15 protein-coding genes and 1 tRNA gene are annotated in these 16,041 nt (G+C 32.6%); 5 read left to right on the forward strand and 11 right to left on the reverse strand.

Features of this window, described 5'->3' with window-relative positions; translation table 11 throughout:
* Positions 1-134 precede the first annotated feature (134 nt).
* Complete coding sequence (locus tag CCORG_RS06900; protein WP_025802904.1) at positions 135-1,454, forward strand: TolC family protein; 1,320 nt, start codon at positions 135-137, stop codon at positions 1,452-1,454.
* Between the two features lie 34 nt (positions 1,455-1,488).
* The gene (locus tag CCORG_RS06905; RefSeq protein WP_025802903.1) at positions 1,489-1,749 is read left to right on the forward strand and encodes a hypothetical protein; all 261 of its coding nucleotides are present in this window, start codon (positions 1,489-1,491) and stop codon (positions 1,747-1,749) included.
* A 1,414-nt stretch (positions 1,750-3,163) separates the two neighbouring features.
* Here CCORG_RS06905 and CCORG_RS06915 read toward each other — a convergent pair.
* Positions 3,164-3,238, reverse strand: a tRNA-Asn gene (locus CCORG_RS06915).
* Positions 3,239-3,433: 195 nt separating this feature from the next.
* Between CCORG_RS06915 and CCORG_RS06920 the strand changes: the two genes are divergently transcribed.
* The gene (locus CCORG_RS06920) at positions 3,434-4,249 is read left to right on the forward strand and encodes a transporter substrate-binding domain-containing protein (protein WP_025802902.1); all 816 of its coding nucleotides are present in this window, start codon (positions 3,434-3,436) and stop codon (positions 4,247-4,249) included.
* An 11-nt stretch (positions 4,250-4,260) separates the two neighbouring features.
* Here the strand turns inward: CCORG_RS06920 and CCORG_RS06925 are convergent, their stop codons facing one another.
* Positions 4,261-5,556, reverse strand: a complete 1,296-nt coding sequence (locus CCORG_RS06925; protein ID WP_025802901.1) for a dihydroorotase — start codon at positions 5,554-5,556, stop codon at positions 4,261-4,263.
* Entirely contained in the window at positions 5,553-6,482 is a 930-nt protein-coding gene (locus tag CCORG_RS06930) for an aspartate carbamoyltransferase catalytic subunit (RefSeq protein ID WP_025802900.1), read from the reverse strand. Before CCORG_RS06930 ends, CCORG_RS06925 begins: the two co-directional genes overlap by 4 nt.
* 100 nt (positions 6,483-6,582) lie before the next feature.
* Between CCORG_RS06930 and CCORG_RS06935 the strand changes: the two genes are divergently transcribed.
* On the forward strand, positions 6,583-7,071 hold the full coding sequence (locus tag CCORG_RS06935; RefSeq protein WP_025802899.1) for a CreA family protein: 489 nt from the start codon (positions 6,583-6,585) through the stop codon (positions 7,069-7,071).
* On the forward strand, positions 7,058-7,702 hold the full coding sequence (locus CCORG_RS06940; protein WP_025802898.1) for a tetratricopeptide repeat protein: 645 nt from the start codon (positions 7,058-7,060) through the stop codon (positions 7,700-7,702). Before CCORG_RS06935 ends, CCORG_RS06940 begins: the two co-directional genes overlap by 14 nt.
* 44 nt (positions 7,703-7,746) lie before the next feature.
* On the opposite strand, the gene CCORG_RS06945 is transcribed toward CCORG_RS06940, so the two are convergent.
* From CCORG_RS06945 to gyrA, 8 genes are all read right to left on the reverse strand, one after another.
* Positions 7,747-8,379, reverse strand: a complete 633-nt coding sequence (locus tag CCORG_RS06945) for an HAD family hydrolase (protein ID WP_025802897.1) — start codon at positions 8,377-8,379, stop codon at positions 7,747-7,749.
* Entirely contained in the window at positions 8,373-9,128 is a 756-nt protein-coding gene (locus CCORG_RS06950; RefSeq protein ID WP_025802896.1) for a patatin-like phospholipase family protein, read from the reverse strand. The genes CCORG_RS06945 and CCORG_RS06950 overlap by 7 nt, the downstream gene beginning before the upstream one ends.
* 1 nt (position 9,129) lies before the next feature.
* A complete protein-coding gene (locus tag CCORG_RS06955; protein WP_025802895.1) occupies positions 9,130-9,906 on the reverse strand; it encodes a UDP-2,3-diacylglucosamine diphosphatase in 777 nt (258 codons plus the stop codon).
* Positions 9,907-9,972: 66 nt separating this feature from the next.
* Positions 9,973-10,995, reverse strand: coding sequence for a uroporphyrinogen decarboxylase (hemE, locus tag CCORG_RS06960; protein ID WP_025802894.1), 1,023 nt, complete (start codon positions 10,993-10,995; stop codon positions 9,973-9,975).
* A gap of 168 nt (positions 10,996-11,163) precedes the next feature.
* The gene (locus CCORG_RS06965; RefSeq protein WP_025802893.1) at positions 11,164-11,676 is read right to left on the reverse strand and encodes a YqhA family protein; all 513 of its coding nucleotides are present in this window, start codon (positions 11,674-11,676) and stop codon (positions 11,164-11,166) included.
* Positions 11,657-12,433: a histidine racemase CntK family protein gene (locus CCORG_RS06970; protein WP_025802892.1), complete on the reverse strand. Its 777-nt coding sequence runs from the start codon at positions 12,431-12,433 to the stop codon at positions 11,657-11,659. Before CCORG_RS06970 ends, CCORG_RS06965 begins: the two co-directional genes overlap by 20 nt.
* Positions 12,412-13,440, reverse strand: coding sequence for an aspartate-semialdehyde dehydrogenase (locus CCORG_RS06975; RefSeq protein WP_025802891.1), 1,029 nt, complete (start codon positions 13,438-13,440; stop codon positions 12,412-12,414). The genes CCORG_RS06970 and CCORG_RS06975 overlap by 22 nt, the downstream gene beginning before the upstream one ends.
* Positions 13,433-15,985: a DNA gyrase subunit A gene (gene gyrA, locus CCORG_RS06980; protein WP_025802890.1), complete on the reverse strand. Its 2,553-nt coding sequence runs from the start codon at positions 15,983-15,985 to the stop codon at positions 13,433-13,435. The genes CCORG_RS06975 and gyrA overlap by 8 nt, the downstream gene beginning before the upstream one ends.
* Between the last annotated feature and the right edge of the window lie 56 nt (positions 15,986-16,041).

Below are 16,041 nucleotides of genomic sequence, written 5' to 3' on the forward strand. Positions count from 1 at the left end.
AATAATTTATTTAGATTATTTAATGCAATAATCCTTAAAAACAGTCTAATAAATTTAGTAAATAAGCTAATGCTTATTAAGTTAAAAGCTATAAACACTATTAGCTCTTTTAGTAAGACTTTAAAGGATAAAAGATGAAAAAGCTTTTAATACTTATACTTCTTGTAAATTTAGCCACAGCTAATAAAAAACCAAATAATGATGAATATAGTTTCTTTTACATACTTCATACAGCACTTAAAAACTCTGTAGTAATTGATATAGCTAAAAGTGATGTTAAAGCTAGTAAAGCCCAGTTAAAAGCTAGAAAAAGCACAAATTATCCAAACTTTTATATAAGTGCTAATACAGGATATTCTAAAACTTATGATGATTATGCTGGGTCAGTTTATGTTGGAAATGATAATTTATCTAGTAACAATGACTTTCAAAACTCAGTATCTTTAATTTTAAGTTATGATATATATAAATTTGGAAGTGATAGTTATGCTATAGAGGCAGCCAAAGAAGGAGTTAAGAGTAAAAATTATGAAGTTTGTGTAAAAGGTATTGAGTTATCTCTTGAAGTACTTAATGCCTATCATAGAGCTTTAACTTTAAAAAATAGAATTGAAATTTATGAGAGTCTTAAGGTTATAAATGAGCTAATTAGCAGTTACTCCATAAGATTAAATGAAGCTGGAGAGTTAGATAAAATATCTACAACTAACAAAAAACTAGACCTTGTAAATTTAAATTCTCAAATACTAAAATCAAAAACCGAACTTAGAGTTATACTAAATCATCTATCAGCCTTATCAAACTTAAATTTAGTAGAGTCTAACCTTCCAAAAAGTTTTAATGTAAGTTATACATATCCAAAATTTATTAAATTTGAAAACACTTATAAATCAAAATCTCTTGAAGCACAGGAAATGTCTGCTAAATATAGCATTACTTCAAATGAACGTTCTAAATATCCAACTATATCTTTATATGCTAGATATGACTTTTATGGTCAAGATAGAGATAACTTTGGCGGATCAATAAGTGATATGAAAAAACATGGATATAGAGTTGGGATAAATTTTACTTGGAGTTTGTTTGATGGATTTAGAAAAGATAGCGAGCTAGATTCTAGTAAAGCTCAGCTTGAAAGAGTTATCCTAGAAAAAAGACAAGCTAAATTAGAGTATGAAAAAGAAATTGCTGATTTATTAGCTTTTTTAGAAAACAAAGATGAGACTGAAAATATCTTAAAAGAGCTAGTAAATGAGTCAAAGAAAAATGAAGCTAATATCAAACGCTTACAAAAAAGTGGAGAAAAAAGTAAATTAGAAGCACTTGATTCAACCATTAAAACCCTGCAAAACATAATAGAACTAACTGATTACAAACTAGAAAGTGAAGCTAAATTAATAAGGGCTGATATACTAGCAAATCAAGGAGCTGGATGTATAGGAGCAGTAGAGTGAAATATGCTATAATTAGCAAGATAAAGGAGTTAGTATGAAATACACATTAGTTGCAGTACCTAATGATAAAATGGATGTTTTAAAAGAATTTATGTCAAATTTGAAAATAAATTTCACAGTATTTAAAGAGGATTTTCCTAAAAAGCAAGATGATAGTGAAGATGAGAAATTTGAAGAGATAATGGGTTTTGCTGGATTATTAACTGGAGACTTCACTGACTTAGACGCAAACCAATCTTTTATTCTTAGACCAACTTTATTTTCAAGAGTTATGCCTAAATATTTTTCTTCTTAACTAAAGTTATTTATAGTTATACTTTCTTGCGATTCATCGTGAGTAACTTTAAGCTCACTTCCGTTTAGATAATATGTATGGCTCTAGACTAGCAACCCTTTCTTTTTCAATAGATTTATAAGTATATTATGTCAATTAATTTTTCATCCTTTCTCCATCTAAATTCACACTCTTTTTTACTTCGCTATGCTCGTAAAGATACTGCACTACTAGGAAGTGTAGTTCAAAATTTACTTTTACACCATTAAATTTAGCAAGTCTTCTTTTAGTAAAACCCCAAAAACTAAGAGTATCATTTATATGTATATACCCTTCTAGTGCAAACTTATTCTTACCATGATTAACTCTTTATCATATCCACGCCAACCATCAGTATAGATTATACTTTTAGGATCTATTTTACGTCTTATAATGCCTTGTAGTGTAGCTTTTTTAACATCTGATACTATTTAAAAGTATTTACTTTGCCATCTCTTAAAAATATTCCAAATACAGGTTGCTTTATAGTTCCCCCACCTCTTTTTAGTTTAGTTTTATTTTTTCTAGTAGGACCTTCTGCTTGCAGTTACAAGCTTTAGTGAAGTAAAAAGTAGCTTTCATCTAGTTCTATATGTCCTATTAGATTATCAAATTTTTCCATTTGATACTCATATATAGCTTGTCTAAAAATATTAAAATATCTATTTATTGTATTTCTATATAATAGCTAATAATTTGCTTGTAGTAACCCAGTTTATATCTAAAATAAAATACTTAGTTATTTTTTTCTTTTTATAAGTGCTTAAAGTACCATTGTTTGGTTGTTTCATAAGCATTATTATATCATAATGCTAGCTTAGACCCAGTATTTAATTTACGCTTTTTATTTTTTATCAAAAGCAAATTTTACTACAAGATGAATACATAATTACATTATTTCAGATAAAAGTTTTATATATAAAAATCTTAAAAATCTATTTTATTTTATGTTTATTTAGTAAGTAAAAAAGTATTATTTGTTTATGAAATTTTTGATAAAAATCGTTTTTTATTAAAAACATTTTAAAACTAAAACTATTTTTTAAATAAAGGGGTCTTAGGGGAAACTTTCTCCTAACGAGGTTATTTGTCTGACTTGTCGGACAAATAGTATCCTCGCCCAGCAAGTGTGATTATTTTTTAATAATATGAAAATTTATCTTTTTCAATAAAACTCTTATGGTATATTTAAAAAATTCCTCTTTCATTCAAAAACCCAAATTTTTATGAGTGAATTTAAAATATGGCTGCTTAAAATGATTTATAGAAATACACAATACATTATAATTCAGATAAAAACAAAGGGGAAATGAAGGGGAAAAATAGATTTTTTATGAAACTTAAAATTGCCAAAATGTCCTAAAAATGGAGATTTGAAAGTGAAATTTTGTAATAATGGCTCCGGATGTTGGATTCGAACCAACGACCAATCGGTTAACAGCCGACTACTCTACCGCTGAGCCAATCCGGAACACATAATATCTTTTAAAAAAAGAAATAGAAGTATAGCTTAAATTTTATACTTTGTCAAGTGGTTTTTTAAATTTAAGCAAAATTTAAGTAGTAAAAAATAAAAAAATATCTTATGTAAATAAAAATATTATTCTTAAGTTTATAGATTTGTTGTATAATAATTAATATTTAATTTAATTTTAAAGGATTTTATATGAAAAAAGTGTTTCTTTTTATCATGTTGGCTGTTTCAGCTGTTTTTGCTGATAGCTTAGAGCAAATTTTAGATAAAGGTGTAATTAGGATAGGACTTACAACAGACCAACCCCCATTTAGCTCTATGAAAGATGGGATTCCAGTTGGCTTTGAGGTTGATTTCGCAAACCGCATAGGTAGCGATCTATTTAAGAAAAATAATACTTCAGGTCAAGTTGAGCTTGTTATTATTGAAGATGCAGACCAAAGAATCCCATATCTTGAAGAAAATAAAGTTGATTTACTAATTGCATCTTTAACAGTGACTGATGATAGAGCAAAGTTGGTTGATTTTTCAATGCCATATTTTTCTGTAAACATCGGAGTTTTGACAAGAAAAGGAGATAGCGTAAAAGGACTTAGTGACTTAAATGGAAAAACAATAATAGTAGAAACAGGAACAACTGCTGAAAATTTCTTTAAGAAAAAAGGGTATCAAACCAAAGTTTGTCAAACATCAGCTGAAGGATATAGAATGCTAAAGTCTGGTGATGGAGATGCTTATGCAAATGATAATGTGATTGTCTTAGCATTTCCAATACTTGATATAGATGTTGAAGTCAATATCAAGAATCTAGGAAGTGCTGACTTCTTAGCTGGAGCAGTTGCAAAAGGAAATCAAGAGCTTTTGAAATTTGTAAATAACGAATTAATAGAGCTTAGCAAAGAGGGTTATTTTAAAAATTCATTTGACAACCAACTAAATCCTTTCTATAAAGGAACTGCTGAGCCAAAATATTTCTTACTAGATGACATATACTCAATATTTGGTTAAGCCTTGAAGGCTTAACCCACAATGTTTGGAAATTCCCAAACAACTCTGCCACTTTTTATTGTAACAACTGCTGCTCCTTTTAGCTTTTTGCCAAATAGCGGCGAGTTAGTTGACTTTGATTGATTTAAATTTTCATCGTAAACATACTCTAAATTTGGATCAATTATCACAATGTCAGCTAGAAAATCCTTAGAAATTTGACCCTTATCGCTAAGATTTAAAATTTTAGCTGGATTTTTGGAAGTAAGTAGGCTCATACGCTCTAAGCTAATAACATTATCTTCTACAAGTTTTAAAGCTAAAGGCACAAGTGTTTGAAGTCCTAAAATTCCAAACGCAGCTTTATCAAATTCCACAAATTTATCATCTATATGATGTGGTGCGTGATCCGTTGCTATTACGTCTATTAGCCCAGAAGCTAAAGCCTTTCTGATAGCTAGCTTGTCGCTATTTTCTCTTAATGGTGGTGACATTTTAAAATTAGTATTATAATCCATCAAATTCTCATCAGTAAAGCTAAAATGGTGTGGAGTTACTTCACAAGTTACATTTATGCCATCTTCTTTTGCTCTTTTTATCATCTTCAAAGAGTACTCAGAACTAACATGAGCTATATGGATATGTCCCCCTGTAAGCTTTGCTAAAAGCATATCACGACCTACCATAATCTCTTCTTTTTCTCGTGGCATACCCTTTAGCCCCAAAAGTGCTGAAACCTTTCCTTCATGCATCACACCTGAACGGCAACACGAACAATCTTCACAATGACTTATCACAAACGAACCAAACTGTTTTGTATACTCTAAAGCTGCGCGCATAACATCGCTTGAACAAACAGGAAGTCCATCATCGCTAAAAGCAACCGCACCAGCTTCTATCATATCGCCCATTTCAGTGATTCCACCACCCTTTAGCCCTTTTGTTATCGCTCCGATTGGAAACAAGTCAATAAGCCCACAGGATTTAGCTTTAGCTATCATATCTCTAGTTATAGCAGCATTATCATTTACTGGATTTGTATTTGCCATTGGCATAGCAGTTGTCACGCCCCCTGCTACGGCGGTTTTAGACCCACTTACGATATCATCTTTATACTCAAATCCAGGATCTCTAAAATGCACATGCATATCAATAAATCCTGGCATTACGATTTTATCCTTAGCGTCGATGATTTTAGCATCTTTTGCGTCAAATTTAGCCTCTAAATTCTCCCCAACGGCTACGATTTTATCGCCACTTATAAAAACATCTCCTTTAAATTTTGCATCGCTATTTACAATTAGTCCATTTTTTATCAAAATTTTCATAAATTTTCCCTGTTTTTATTTAAGATATCTAAAACTGCCATTCTAATAGCTACGCCGTTTTCTACTTGATTTAGCACTAAGCTACATTTGCCATCAGCTACATCAGAATTTAACTCAACGCCTCTATTTATCGGACCTGGGTGCATGACAAGTGGATAGTTTGCTAGCTCAAGGCGTTTTTTATTTAGCCCAAAAAACTTACTATATTCGCGGTTACTTGGAAAAGGCGTTGATAATCCTTGTCGTTCTAGCTGGACTCTTAGCATTATGATAGCGTCACTATCTCTAACTGCATCTTCCATGTTTTTAGCTATTTCACACTCAAAAACATCAGCTCTATTAGGCATCATCATCGCTGGACCAAAAAGTTTAACATTTATGCCAAATTTTTTCATCGCAAAAATATCACTTCTTGCCACACGGCTATGTTCAATGTCGCCTATAATAGCTACATTTAGCCCTTCGAGTTTGCCTTTATGTTCGCGTATAGTAAAAAGATCAAGTAGGCCTTGTGTTGGGTGTTCACCTAGACCATCGCCTGCGTTTACAATAGAAGCATCTGAGTTATCAGCTATAAATTTAGCACTACCTGAACACTCGTGGCGAACGACAAATATATCAGTTTTCATCGCTTCCATATTGTGAATAGTATCTATTAAAGTCTCACCTTTTTTTGTACTACTTTGTGAAGCACTAAAATTTATAGCATCCGCTCCAAGGCGTTTTGCAGCAGTTTCAAAAGATATGCGAGTTCTAGTTGAATTTTCAAAAAAGGCATTTATAACGGTTTTGCCCCTTAAAGCGTCACTTTTTTTAACACTTTTTAAATTTAGCTCTTTAAATTTAACAGCAGAGTCTAAAAAATACAAAATTTCATCTTTGCTAAGCTCTCTAAGTCCTAATAAGTCTTTATGTTTGTAAGTCATTAAAGTTCCTTTCGGAGCATAATTTTAGCAAAATTTAGCTTAAAGCTTTAAGAATTTACACTTTATGGATAGAATTTAGCAAATTTTAAAAGGATAAATTATGAGAAAAATTATGTTTGTTTTAATGTTTTTAGGCGTTTTTGCTTACGCAAATAGCGATGAAACTACGCTTATTGGCTCTGTAAATACAGCATTTAAACTACTTGGTAAAAATGACAGAATTGAAATCATCTCAGTAAAAGACCCTAAAATTGATGGCATTACTTGCTACTTAGCTTATGCTAAAAAAGGCGGAACTGGCGAGATATTTGGCGTAGAAGAAGATAAAAGCGATGCTTCGGTTTCATGTGTACAAACTGCTGAAAAAATCATCATAAAAGAAGATATCAGCAAAGATAAAGAGAGCATTTTTAAGAAAAAAAGCTCGCTACTTTTCAAAAAAACTCAAGTTGTTAGGTTTTTTGATCAAGCTTCAAAAACACTGATCTATCTAACCTACTCAGATAAGATAATAGATGGCTCACCAAACAACTCTATTTCAGCAATACCTTGCATTCAAGCTGTAGGAAATGTCTGTGAGTTTAGATAGATTAAAAAAAGCAAGAGATTTTGTAGAACAAAAAGAGTTTAAAAAAGCTCTTGATATTTATTTAGAAGTTTTGCCAAATTTAGATAAAAATAGCTTTGAGTATGCTATGAGTATTAGCGAGATAGGCTCAGTTTATTTTGCTATGAAAGATCTTAAAAATGCTGAAATTTGGGACAATAAATTTCATGAAATTTGCCTTGAAGGTTTTAGTAAAAACCCTGAAATTTGGCGTGAAGAACTAGCTCAAAGCTACTCAAATTTGGCGTTTTTAAATTTAAAAAGAGATGAATTTGAAAAATCTTTAAAATTTATAGATGAGGCTTTAAAACTTGAAAATAGTGATGCATTGAAGCTACAAAAAGCTGGGATTTTAAAAAGTATCTCAAATTTTCTTTTTGATAGTGGAAATTTAAAAGATTCATTAGCGTTAAATGAGATGGCTATAAATTTAGTGGGTAAAATAGATGAAGAATTTCTTGCTGATCAGCTCTTTTTCAGTGCTGTTTTAAAGTATCTTTTAAAAGATTCTAGCTTTTTAGACTCAATCAATAGATCAATCCAAATAGCTAAAAATTTAGGACTTCCAACGACAAAACAGGAGAAATTTTTAAGTAAAATAGAGATATCTTAGTAGCTAAAATTTTATTTGGCTTTAAAGCTTGCCATTATCAAATTTTACTCAACTATCTCCCAGCCTTTTTCTTGAGCTATTTTGCGAAGTTTTGGATCTGGACTTACGCAAACCACGCTATCTACAAACTCACAAAGTGGCAAGTCATTTATACTATCGGTATAAAATCTCATCTTTTTTGGTGAAATTTTATGCTCATCTAGCCAAATTTTAAGACATTTTACCTTGCCATCTTGATAGCTAAGTGGCTTATAATACTCACCTATGTAGTGGTTGTTTTTTACTTTTAGCTTTATGCCAATAGCATGCTTTACACCGAGCAAAGCCGCTACTGGCTTTACTATATACTCAGGAGTTGCTGAGATGATAATTTGAGAGTCCCTACTCTGATTTAACCAAATTTCAGCATTTTTACGGATAATTGGAGAAATTTTAAGAGTTAAAAACTCAGGCATAAGAGCTGAAATTTCATCTAAGCTTAAAGCACTAAGCGAAATTTCAGAAAACTTTATATACTCATCCATATCAAGTTCGCCTTTGTTATAAAGCTCTATCATTTTGTTATTTTTAGTAGTGTAATCAACCCCTAAAATACCCTTCTCAACTAAAAATTCATGCCACAAATCATAACTATCGCCACTTATCAAAGTTTTATCTAAATCAAATATACTTAACATTTCCACTCTCTTATCTTGTCTAAAATTTCGTTATTTATAGCCTCTCTTCCCATTTCAAACATTTCATCAAATTTTTTAAAACTAAAAAGGCTAAATTTAGCTAAATTTTCATCAGTTATATAAATTGTATTTTTTTGAAGCTTCTTTTTTGATGGTGTTAAAGCGATCTGTAAAGCCCTTCTAGTTGAACTAAGAATACCAACTTTTTCTATCTGTTCTAAAGGCTGAAGATCAACTGCTACGATAGGATAGCCAAATTTAGCTAGTGGTTTTGCTGGAAGATTATCCACAAAACATCCATCAACCAACTGATATTTATCATACTCAATGGCCTTAAACATCGGAACTATCGCACAACTTCCAAGAACAATCTTAACCACATCACCACTTTCAAAGTAGATAACTTCGTTACTTTTTAGATCAGTTGCTGAGATTATAACAGGTGTTGGAAGATCTTCAAGACGCTTAAATTTAGTAAAATTTTGGATGATGTCTGAACTCTCATCGACTTTAACAAAGCTTTTAAAACTAAAATTTAAAGCAAAGAGCTTTTTAAATTCCTTGCTTTTTATGATGTTTAAAATATCTTTTGGGCTTAAACCACTAGCGTAAGCTACAGCCACAAATGAGCCTATACTTGCCCCACTCATAGCCTTAATACTAACGCCTAACTCGTCAAATTTATCTAAAACTCCAAGATGAAATGCCCCTCTTGAAGCACCTCCTGATAAAGCCAAACTTATATCCATCCTACTCCCACTTAACTAACCTAAACTCCCCTTCCATAGTCTCAACTATAGCAGTACAGTTTTCCACCCAATCGCCTGTATTTAGGTATTTTATACCATCGATCTCTCTTATAGCAGGACGGTGAATATGCCCACAAATCACGCCATAATACTCATATCTTTTTGCGTGAGCTGAGAGAACTATCTCAAAATTTTCTATATATTTAATGGACTTTTTAACATTATCTTCTATAGCTTGAGATAGCGACCAAGTGCTTCTTATGCCAAGGTATCTGCGAATCTTAGTAAAGGTTTCGCTTATGCCTAAAAGCCAACTATAAACCCTATCGCTAAGCAAGGCAAGCCACTTTTTATTAACCGTGATATCATCAAAAAAATCTCCATGTATGACAAGATATCTATCGCCTTTTAGCGAGATATACTCAAGCTCATCTACAACTTGCATGGAATGACCCAAACTAAGTGGCAAAAACCCCCTTAAAAACTCATCGTGATTTCCCACCAAATAGTACACATTTGTGCCTTTTCTAGCTTTTCTTAGAATTTTTTGGATCACATCGGACTGATTTTGTGCCCAACTTACCTTTCTTCTTATCGCCCAGCCATCTATAATATCTCCTACAAGATATAAATTTTGGCTAGTTGTGTAGCGAAAAAACTCTAAAAGCTCATCCCCTTTTGCGTACTTTGTGCCTAAGTGAATATCAGAGATAAAGATGGAGCGAAACTGTGTATCTTGTCCATCTTCTCTGATGATATCTTTTTTATTTAGTATCATTTTTAATCTTTTGAGACTGAATTTCTACTATGATACCCTTAGTTTATTTCAAATAGGCTACAGCTCTTATCTAGCTGACATCTCCTGAACTAGCTTTATAAAATACTTAGCATTTTCAACAGGAACATCAGGTAAAATTCCATGTCCTAAGTTAAAGATATGTGGATAGCCATCCATTATATTTAAGATCTTTGTAACGCTTGATTTTATTGTCTCTTTACTATAAAGTCTACAAGGCTCCATATTTCCTTGAAGTGTGTATCTATCGCTTAGTTTATTTCTTGCCATTCTAATAGGTGTATCCCAGCTTACGCCAAATACATCAAAATTTCCACCTATACTATCAAGGTATGAACCAATTCCTTTAGGAAATGCTATAACTGGAATTTCAGGGTATTTTGCCTTGATATAATCAGCTATTTCTAGGATATATCTCCAGCCAAACTGCAAATACACATCCCTTTCAAGTGCTCCTGCCCAGCTATCAAAAATTTGAACTGCGTTTACTCCAGCTTTTATCTGATTTTCAAGATATAACTTAGTACCTTCTGTAACTTTAGCTAAAATCTCATGAAGCAGTTCTGGTTGTGTATAAAGCATCTTTTTACAGATATTATATGATTTTGTTGAGCCACCTTCTATCATATATGTAGCCACTGTCCAAGGAGCACCAGCAAAGCCTATCAAAGCTTTATCTTTTTTAAGATTATCACGAGTTAGCTTAACTGTATCATAGACATAGCTTAGATTTTTGACTGCACTTTTAACATCAAGTCTTTTAATATCTTCTTTTGTTAAAACAGGATTATGAAAAACAGGTCCTTTTCCAGCTACAAATTCAAGCTCTAGTCCCATTTCCATCGGTAAAACCAAGATATCACTAAACAAAATAGCAGCATCCACACCTAAAATATCAACTGGCTGAATAGTAACTTCACTTGCTTTTTTGTAATCCTTACAAAGCCCTATAAAGCCCCCAGCACTTTCTCTAACAGCTCTATACTCAGGCAGATATCGCCCTGCTTGCCTCATCATCCACACTGGAGTGTATGGAGTTTTTTTGCCAAAACATGCATCTACAAAAATCATTTTCATCCTTTAAAATTTTCATATAATAATACCCTAAAGTCCTAAATTTAAGGTAAAAGACAAATTTAGACTGTAAAACTAGACCCACTAATAAATTTAAAATAGCTTAAATACTTTTAAATTTTCTAAAATATTATCAAAATATTTTGGTTAAATTTAGTACTAATTTTAACCTTTTTCATGGCTTCCGTGTAAGAAATACAGCCCAACACATAGTGCTAAAATAGATAAAGCAAGATATGTCATTTCAAGCGGGGTTGTAAAATTTGCATGTAAAACTCTTTGAAAAAAGTTAACTATCAAAACCATAACTATAACTTTTCCTATCTTATCTTTTAGTTGATCAAGGCTTTTTACTTCTAGGACTTGAGAATTTTTTGCCTCCTTAATCGGCTCTATTTCTGAGATAAAAAGCTCGTAAATCCCAAAACTAAATATAAAAAGAACTAACGCCATAAGATAAAGATCGATCGCTCCAACTATCACACCAACTGCATCTGTGTGAAGATCAAAACTCTTTTGTCCATTTGCTAAATAATCCCACACGCCAAACATAACTTTAAGCACATCATAACTTGCTATGACAAAACACAAAACTGCACCTATTAGCCCAAATATCACAGGCAAAATCGTTATATATCTACTTTTCCAAAGTATTTTTTCAAAAAGTTTTTCTAGCATTTTTAACATCTCCGCTAATTTTAAAGCCCAAAAATTCTTGAGCGTTTTTAAAAATTTCAACTACTAAATCTTTACCGCTAGGCTGAGTGATAGTGTATTTATCCAAAAAATAGCCCCTTAAATTTAGACTCAAAGCCGTAGCTATACTTCCACTCCCACAAGCACTCTCATAAAATAAAGTCTTAATATCTCTAACAAAAACAACTGGCCTTATAAGAATTTGATCGTTTTTACAAGTGCAATTTATAAAACCACTTGCTTTCAAATCCAACAAATTTCGCCTTTTAAGCTCTAAAAATGCAAAATTTTTATACTCATCACCGTTATTAAACTCTAGATTTTTAAAATTTACAATGTGGATAATGTCGCCTAAATTTACTAAAGTGTTTAAATCATCAAGATGAGAAATTTCAAAATTTTTAGAAAATTTAGCCTTTACAAAAATACCATTTTCATCGCGCCCACAACTATAAATTTCACCATTCATATTAATATCAACAAAATCTAAATTTAGCTCATTCATCAAACAAAATGCAGCCGATCTAAGGGCATTTACACATACTTCGCCACCTGCCATAGTAAGCTTAAATTTACTGGGCTTTATAAAACCAACTTGTTCTACAAAGCTGTGTTTAGCTAAAATTTCATCGTTTATATTTTGTTTTTCTAAGAGATTAAAATTCTCATCCCAAACAAGAGCTGTTGGATTTCCTGCTGGAATGAGAATTTCATATCTTATTGGTTTTGTTCTATCCATTTAAGTGCGATTCTAACTGCATTTGTCGCCGCTCCTACGCGGATTTGGTCAGCTGCACAAAAAAGATGAAGAATTCGCGGATCAAAGTTATCTTTTCTAACTCTTCCTACAAAGGTCTCGTTTTTATTTGTCGCAATTATAGGCATTGGATAGACATTGTTACTAACATCATCAACCAAAACCACACTTGGTGCATTTGCTAAAACATCTTTTGCTTTTTGCGCATCAATTTCATCTTTAAATCTTATCGTAATTGCTTCGCTATGACTTCTAAGAATTGGAACTCTAACGCAAGTAGCAGAGACTTCGATGCCATGATGAAGAATTTTGCGAGTCTCATTTACCATCTTCATCTCCTCTTTTGTATAGTCATTTTCTAAAAACACATCAATATGAGGAAATAAATTTAAAGCTATTTGATGAGGAAATTTCTTAGGTTCACACTCATCAAGCTTAAATGCAAAGAATTCTTGCATCTGATGAACCAACTCTTCCATACCGCTTTTGCCCGCTCCGCTTGTAGCTTGATATGTGCTAACATCGACTCTTTCTATGCCAAAAACACTATCAAGTGGCTTTAAAATTTGAACCATTTGTATGGTTGAGCAGTTTGGGTTAGCGATTATTCCTTTGTTTTTCCACATTTTAATATCTTGTGGATTACACTCTGGAACAACTAGTGGAATTTCTGGATCCATTCTAAAGTTGCTTGTGTTGTCTATGACAACAGCACCACTTTCTACAGCATAAGGTGCAAATCTCTCAGATATACTTCCACCAGCACAAAAAAACGCTATATCTATCTCGTTTTCATCAAAAACACTCCCAGTTAATTCTTGAACTTTATACTCTTTGCCACAACACTCTACAAATTTTCCAGCGCTATTTTTACTAGCAAGTGGTAGGATATCTTTAAAAGGAAATTTAAGCTCTTCTAAAATAAGCAAAATTTCTTCACCAACTGCTCCTGTTGCACCAACAATGGCGATATTATATGATCTACTCATCGCTTTCTCCTATATCTAACATAGACTCATCGTCTTCTTCTTCTAATTTTGGGCAAATAGCGATATTTACCACCTCTTCGCCATCGACATTTACAACCTTAACTCCACTTGTATTTCGCCCAGCTTTTCTAATGCTTTGCATATCAACTCTTATCATTTTTCCACTTGTTGTTAAAGCCATCAAATCCATCTCATCATCAACGATAACTACACCTACTAAATCCCCAGTTCTAGGTGTTAATTTCATACAAATAACACCTTTTCCACCACGGCGTTGCAAGCGGTATTCACTAGCCTGGGTTCTCTTACCGATGCCTTTTTCTGCTACGCTTAAAATTTCTTGATCATCACTTTGAAGTACGGCTGCGCCTATTACATAATCGTTTTCTTCTTTAAATTTAAGAGCTGTTACACCACGACTTACTCTGCCGATCTCTCTTGCATCGCTTACATTAAATTTAATGCACATTCCTTTTTTAGTAACAACTAAAAGCATCTGTCCATCTGATGTAACTTCTGCTGCTTCATCAAATTCTTCATCTAAATTTTCATCATTTAACTCATCAGTTGGCGTAGGATTATCAATAATAAGAGCTGTTACAACCTCATCATTTTCATCTAAATTTATAGCTTTTATACCAACGCTTCTGATATTTGAGTATTCGCTTAGTTTTGTCCTTTTTACAATTCCTTCTTTTGTGAAAAATGCCAAAGACTTACTCTCATCAAAATCAGTTGTTGGAATGATAGCCATTATTTTCTCATCAGGCTGTAGTTCTATTAAATTTACTACAGCTTTACCTTTTGCGGTACGGCTTCCTTCTGGAATTTTATAAACTTTTAGCCAGTAAAGCTGACCACGATCAGTTATAAACATAAGCGTATCGTGAGTATCACAAGTAAAGAAACGCTCGATAAAATCATCATCATATGTGGTGATTGCCACTTTTCCTTTACCGCCACGCTTTTGTTTTTCGTAAGTTTTGCTTGGAACTCTTTTGATATATCCACGGTGAGTTATGGTAACGACCATATTTTCATTTGGGATTAAATCCTCAATATCTATATCATCATAATCATCTACTATCTCAGTAATTCTTGGGCATTTAAATTTAGCCTTTACCTCTAAAAGCTCATCTTTTATGATTCCTTCTATTAGGTCTTCGCTTTTTAGGATATTTTCTAAATTTTCTATCTCTTTTAAAAGCCCTCTTAGCTCATTTTCTAGCTTATCTCTTTCAAGTCCAGTAAGCTTATTTAGCCTCATATCAAGAATGGCATTTGCTTGAAGCTCACTTAAGCCAAATTTACTCATTAACCCATCTCTAGCACTTGGAGTATCAGCACTTGATCTAATCAAAGCTATAACATCATCTATGTTATCAAGAGCGATTTTTAAACCTTCTAAAATGTGAGCTCTTGACCTTGCTTTTTGAAGTTCAAAAATAGTCCTACGAATAATAACTGTTTTTCTATGGCTTAAAAAGAGATTTAAAAGCTCAATTAGGCTGAAAATCTTTGGTTCTTTATTGTCAATAGCAAGCATGATAACGCCAAAGGTTACTTCCATCATTGTGGATTTAAATAGATGATTTAATACAATATCACTCATCGCATCGCGTTTTAGCTCGATTACAACCCTAGTTCCTTCTCTATCGCTTTCATCTCTTACTTCGCTGATACCATCAATCTCTTTAGCTTTAACAAGATCTGAAATTTTAATTATCAAATTTGCTTTATTAACCTGATATGGAAGCTCATCAATTACGATAATATCTTTACTTCCTTGCTTTTCTATATGAGTTTTTGCTCTTAGTTTTATACGACCCCTGCCTGTTTTGTAAGCATCAATTATGCCCTTTTTACCAAAGATAATTCCACCTGTTGGAAAATCAGGACCTTTAATGTGCACCATAAGCTCTTCTAAACTAGAGTCCTTTTTTTCTAAAAGAAGTAAAATTCCATCAACTAGCTCATCAAGGCTATGTGGTGGAATATTTGTAGCCATACCAACAGCAATTCCGCTTGAGCCATTTAAAAGCAAATTTGGAACTCTTGCAGGAAGCACATCTGGTTCAACCATACTTCCATCATAATTTGGAGTAAAATCCACCGTATCTTTATCAAGATCACGAAGTAACTCTTCAGCCAAAATAGTCATCCTAGCTTCAGTATAACGCATAGCAGCTGCACCGTCGCCATCAACTGAGCCAAAGTTTCCTTGCCCATCAATAGCTGTAACACGCATAGAAAAAGGCTGTGCCATACGAACCAATGCATCATAAACTGCTATATCGCCATGTGGATGGTATTTACCAATAACATCTCCAACAATACGGGCTGATTTTTTGTAAGGCTGGTTTGAGCGAACTCCAAGATCGTTCATAGCATATAAAATTCGTCTATGAACAGGCTTTAAACCATCTCTTGCATCAGGTAAAGCCCTTCCTATAATAACGCTCATCGAGTAATCAAGATAGCTGGTTTTAATCGAATCTTCTACATCAACTACTTCTATATCTTCATCAAAAATGCTATTTTCCATAAATTTCCTTAATTAAATAAAGGTTGATTATAGCTAATTTTTGCTTTAAATTCGGT

The organism is Campylobacter corcagiensis, assembly GCF_013201645.1.
In the GTDB taxonomy this organism is placed as follows: domain Bacteria; phylum Campylobacterota; class Campylobacteria; order Campylobacterales; family Campylobacteraceae; genus Campylobacter_B; species Campylobacter_B corcagiensis.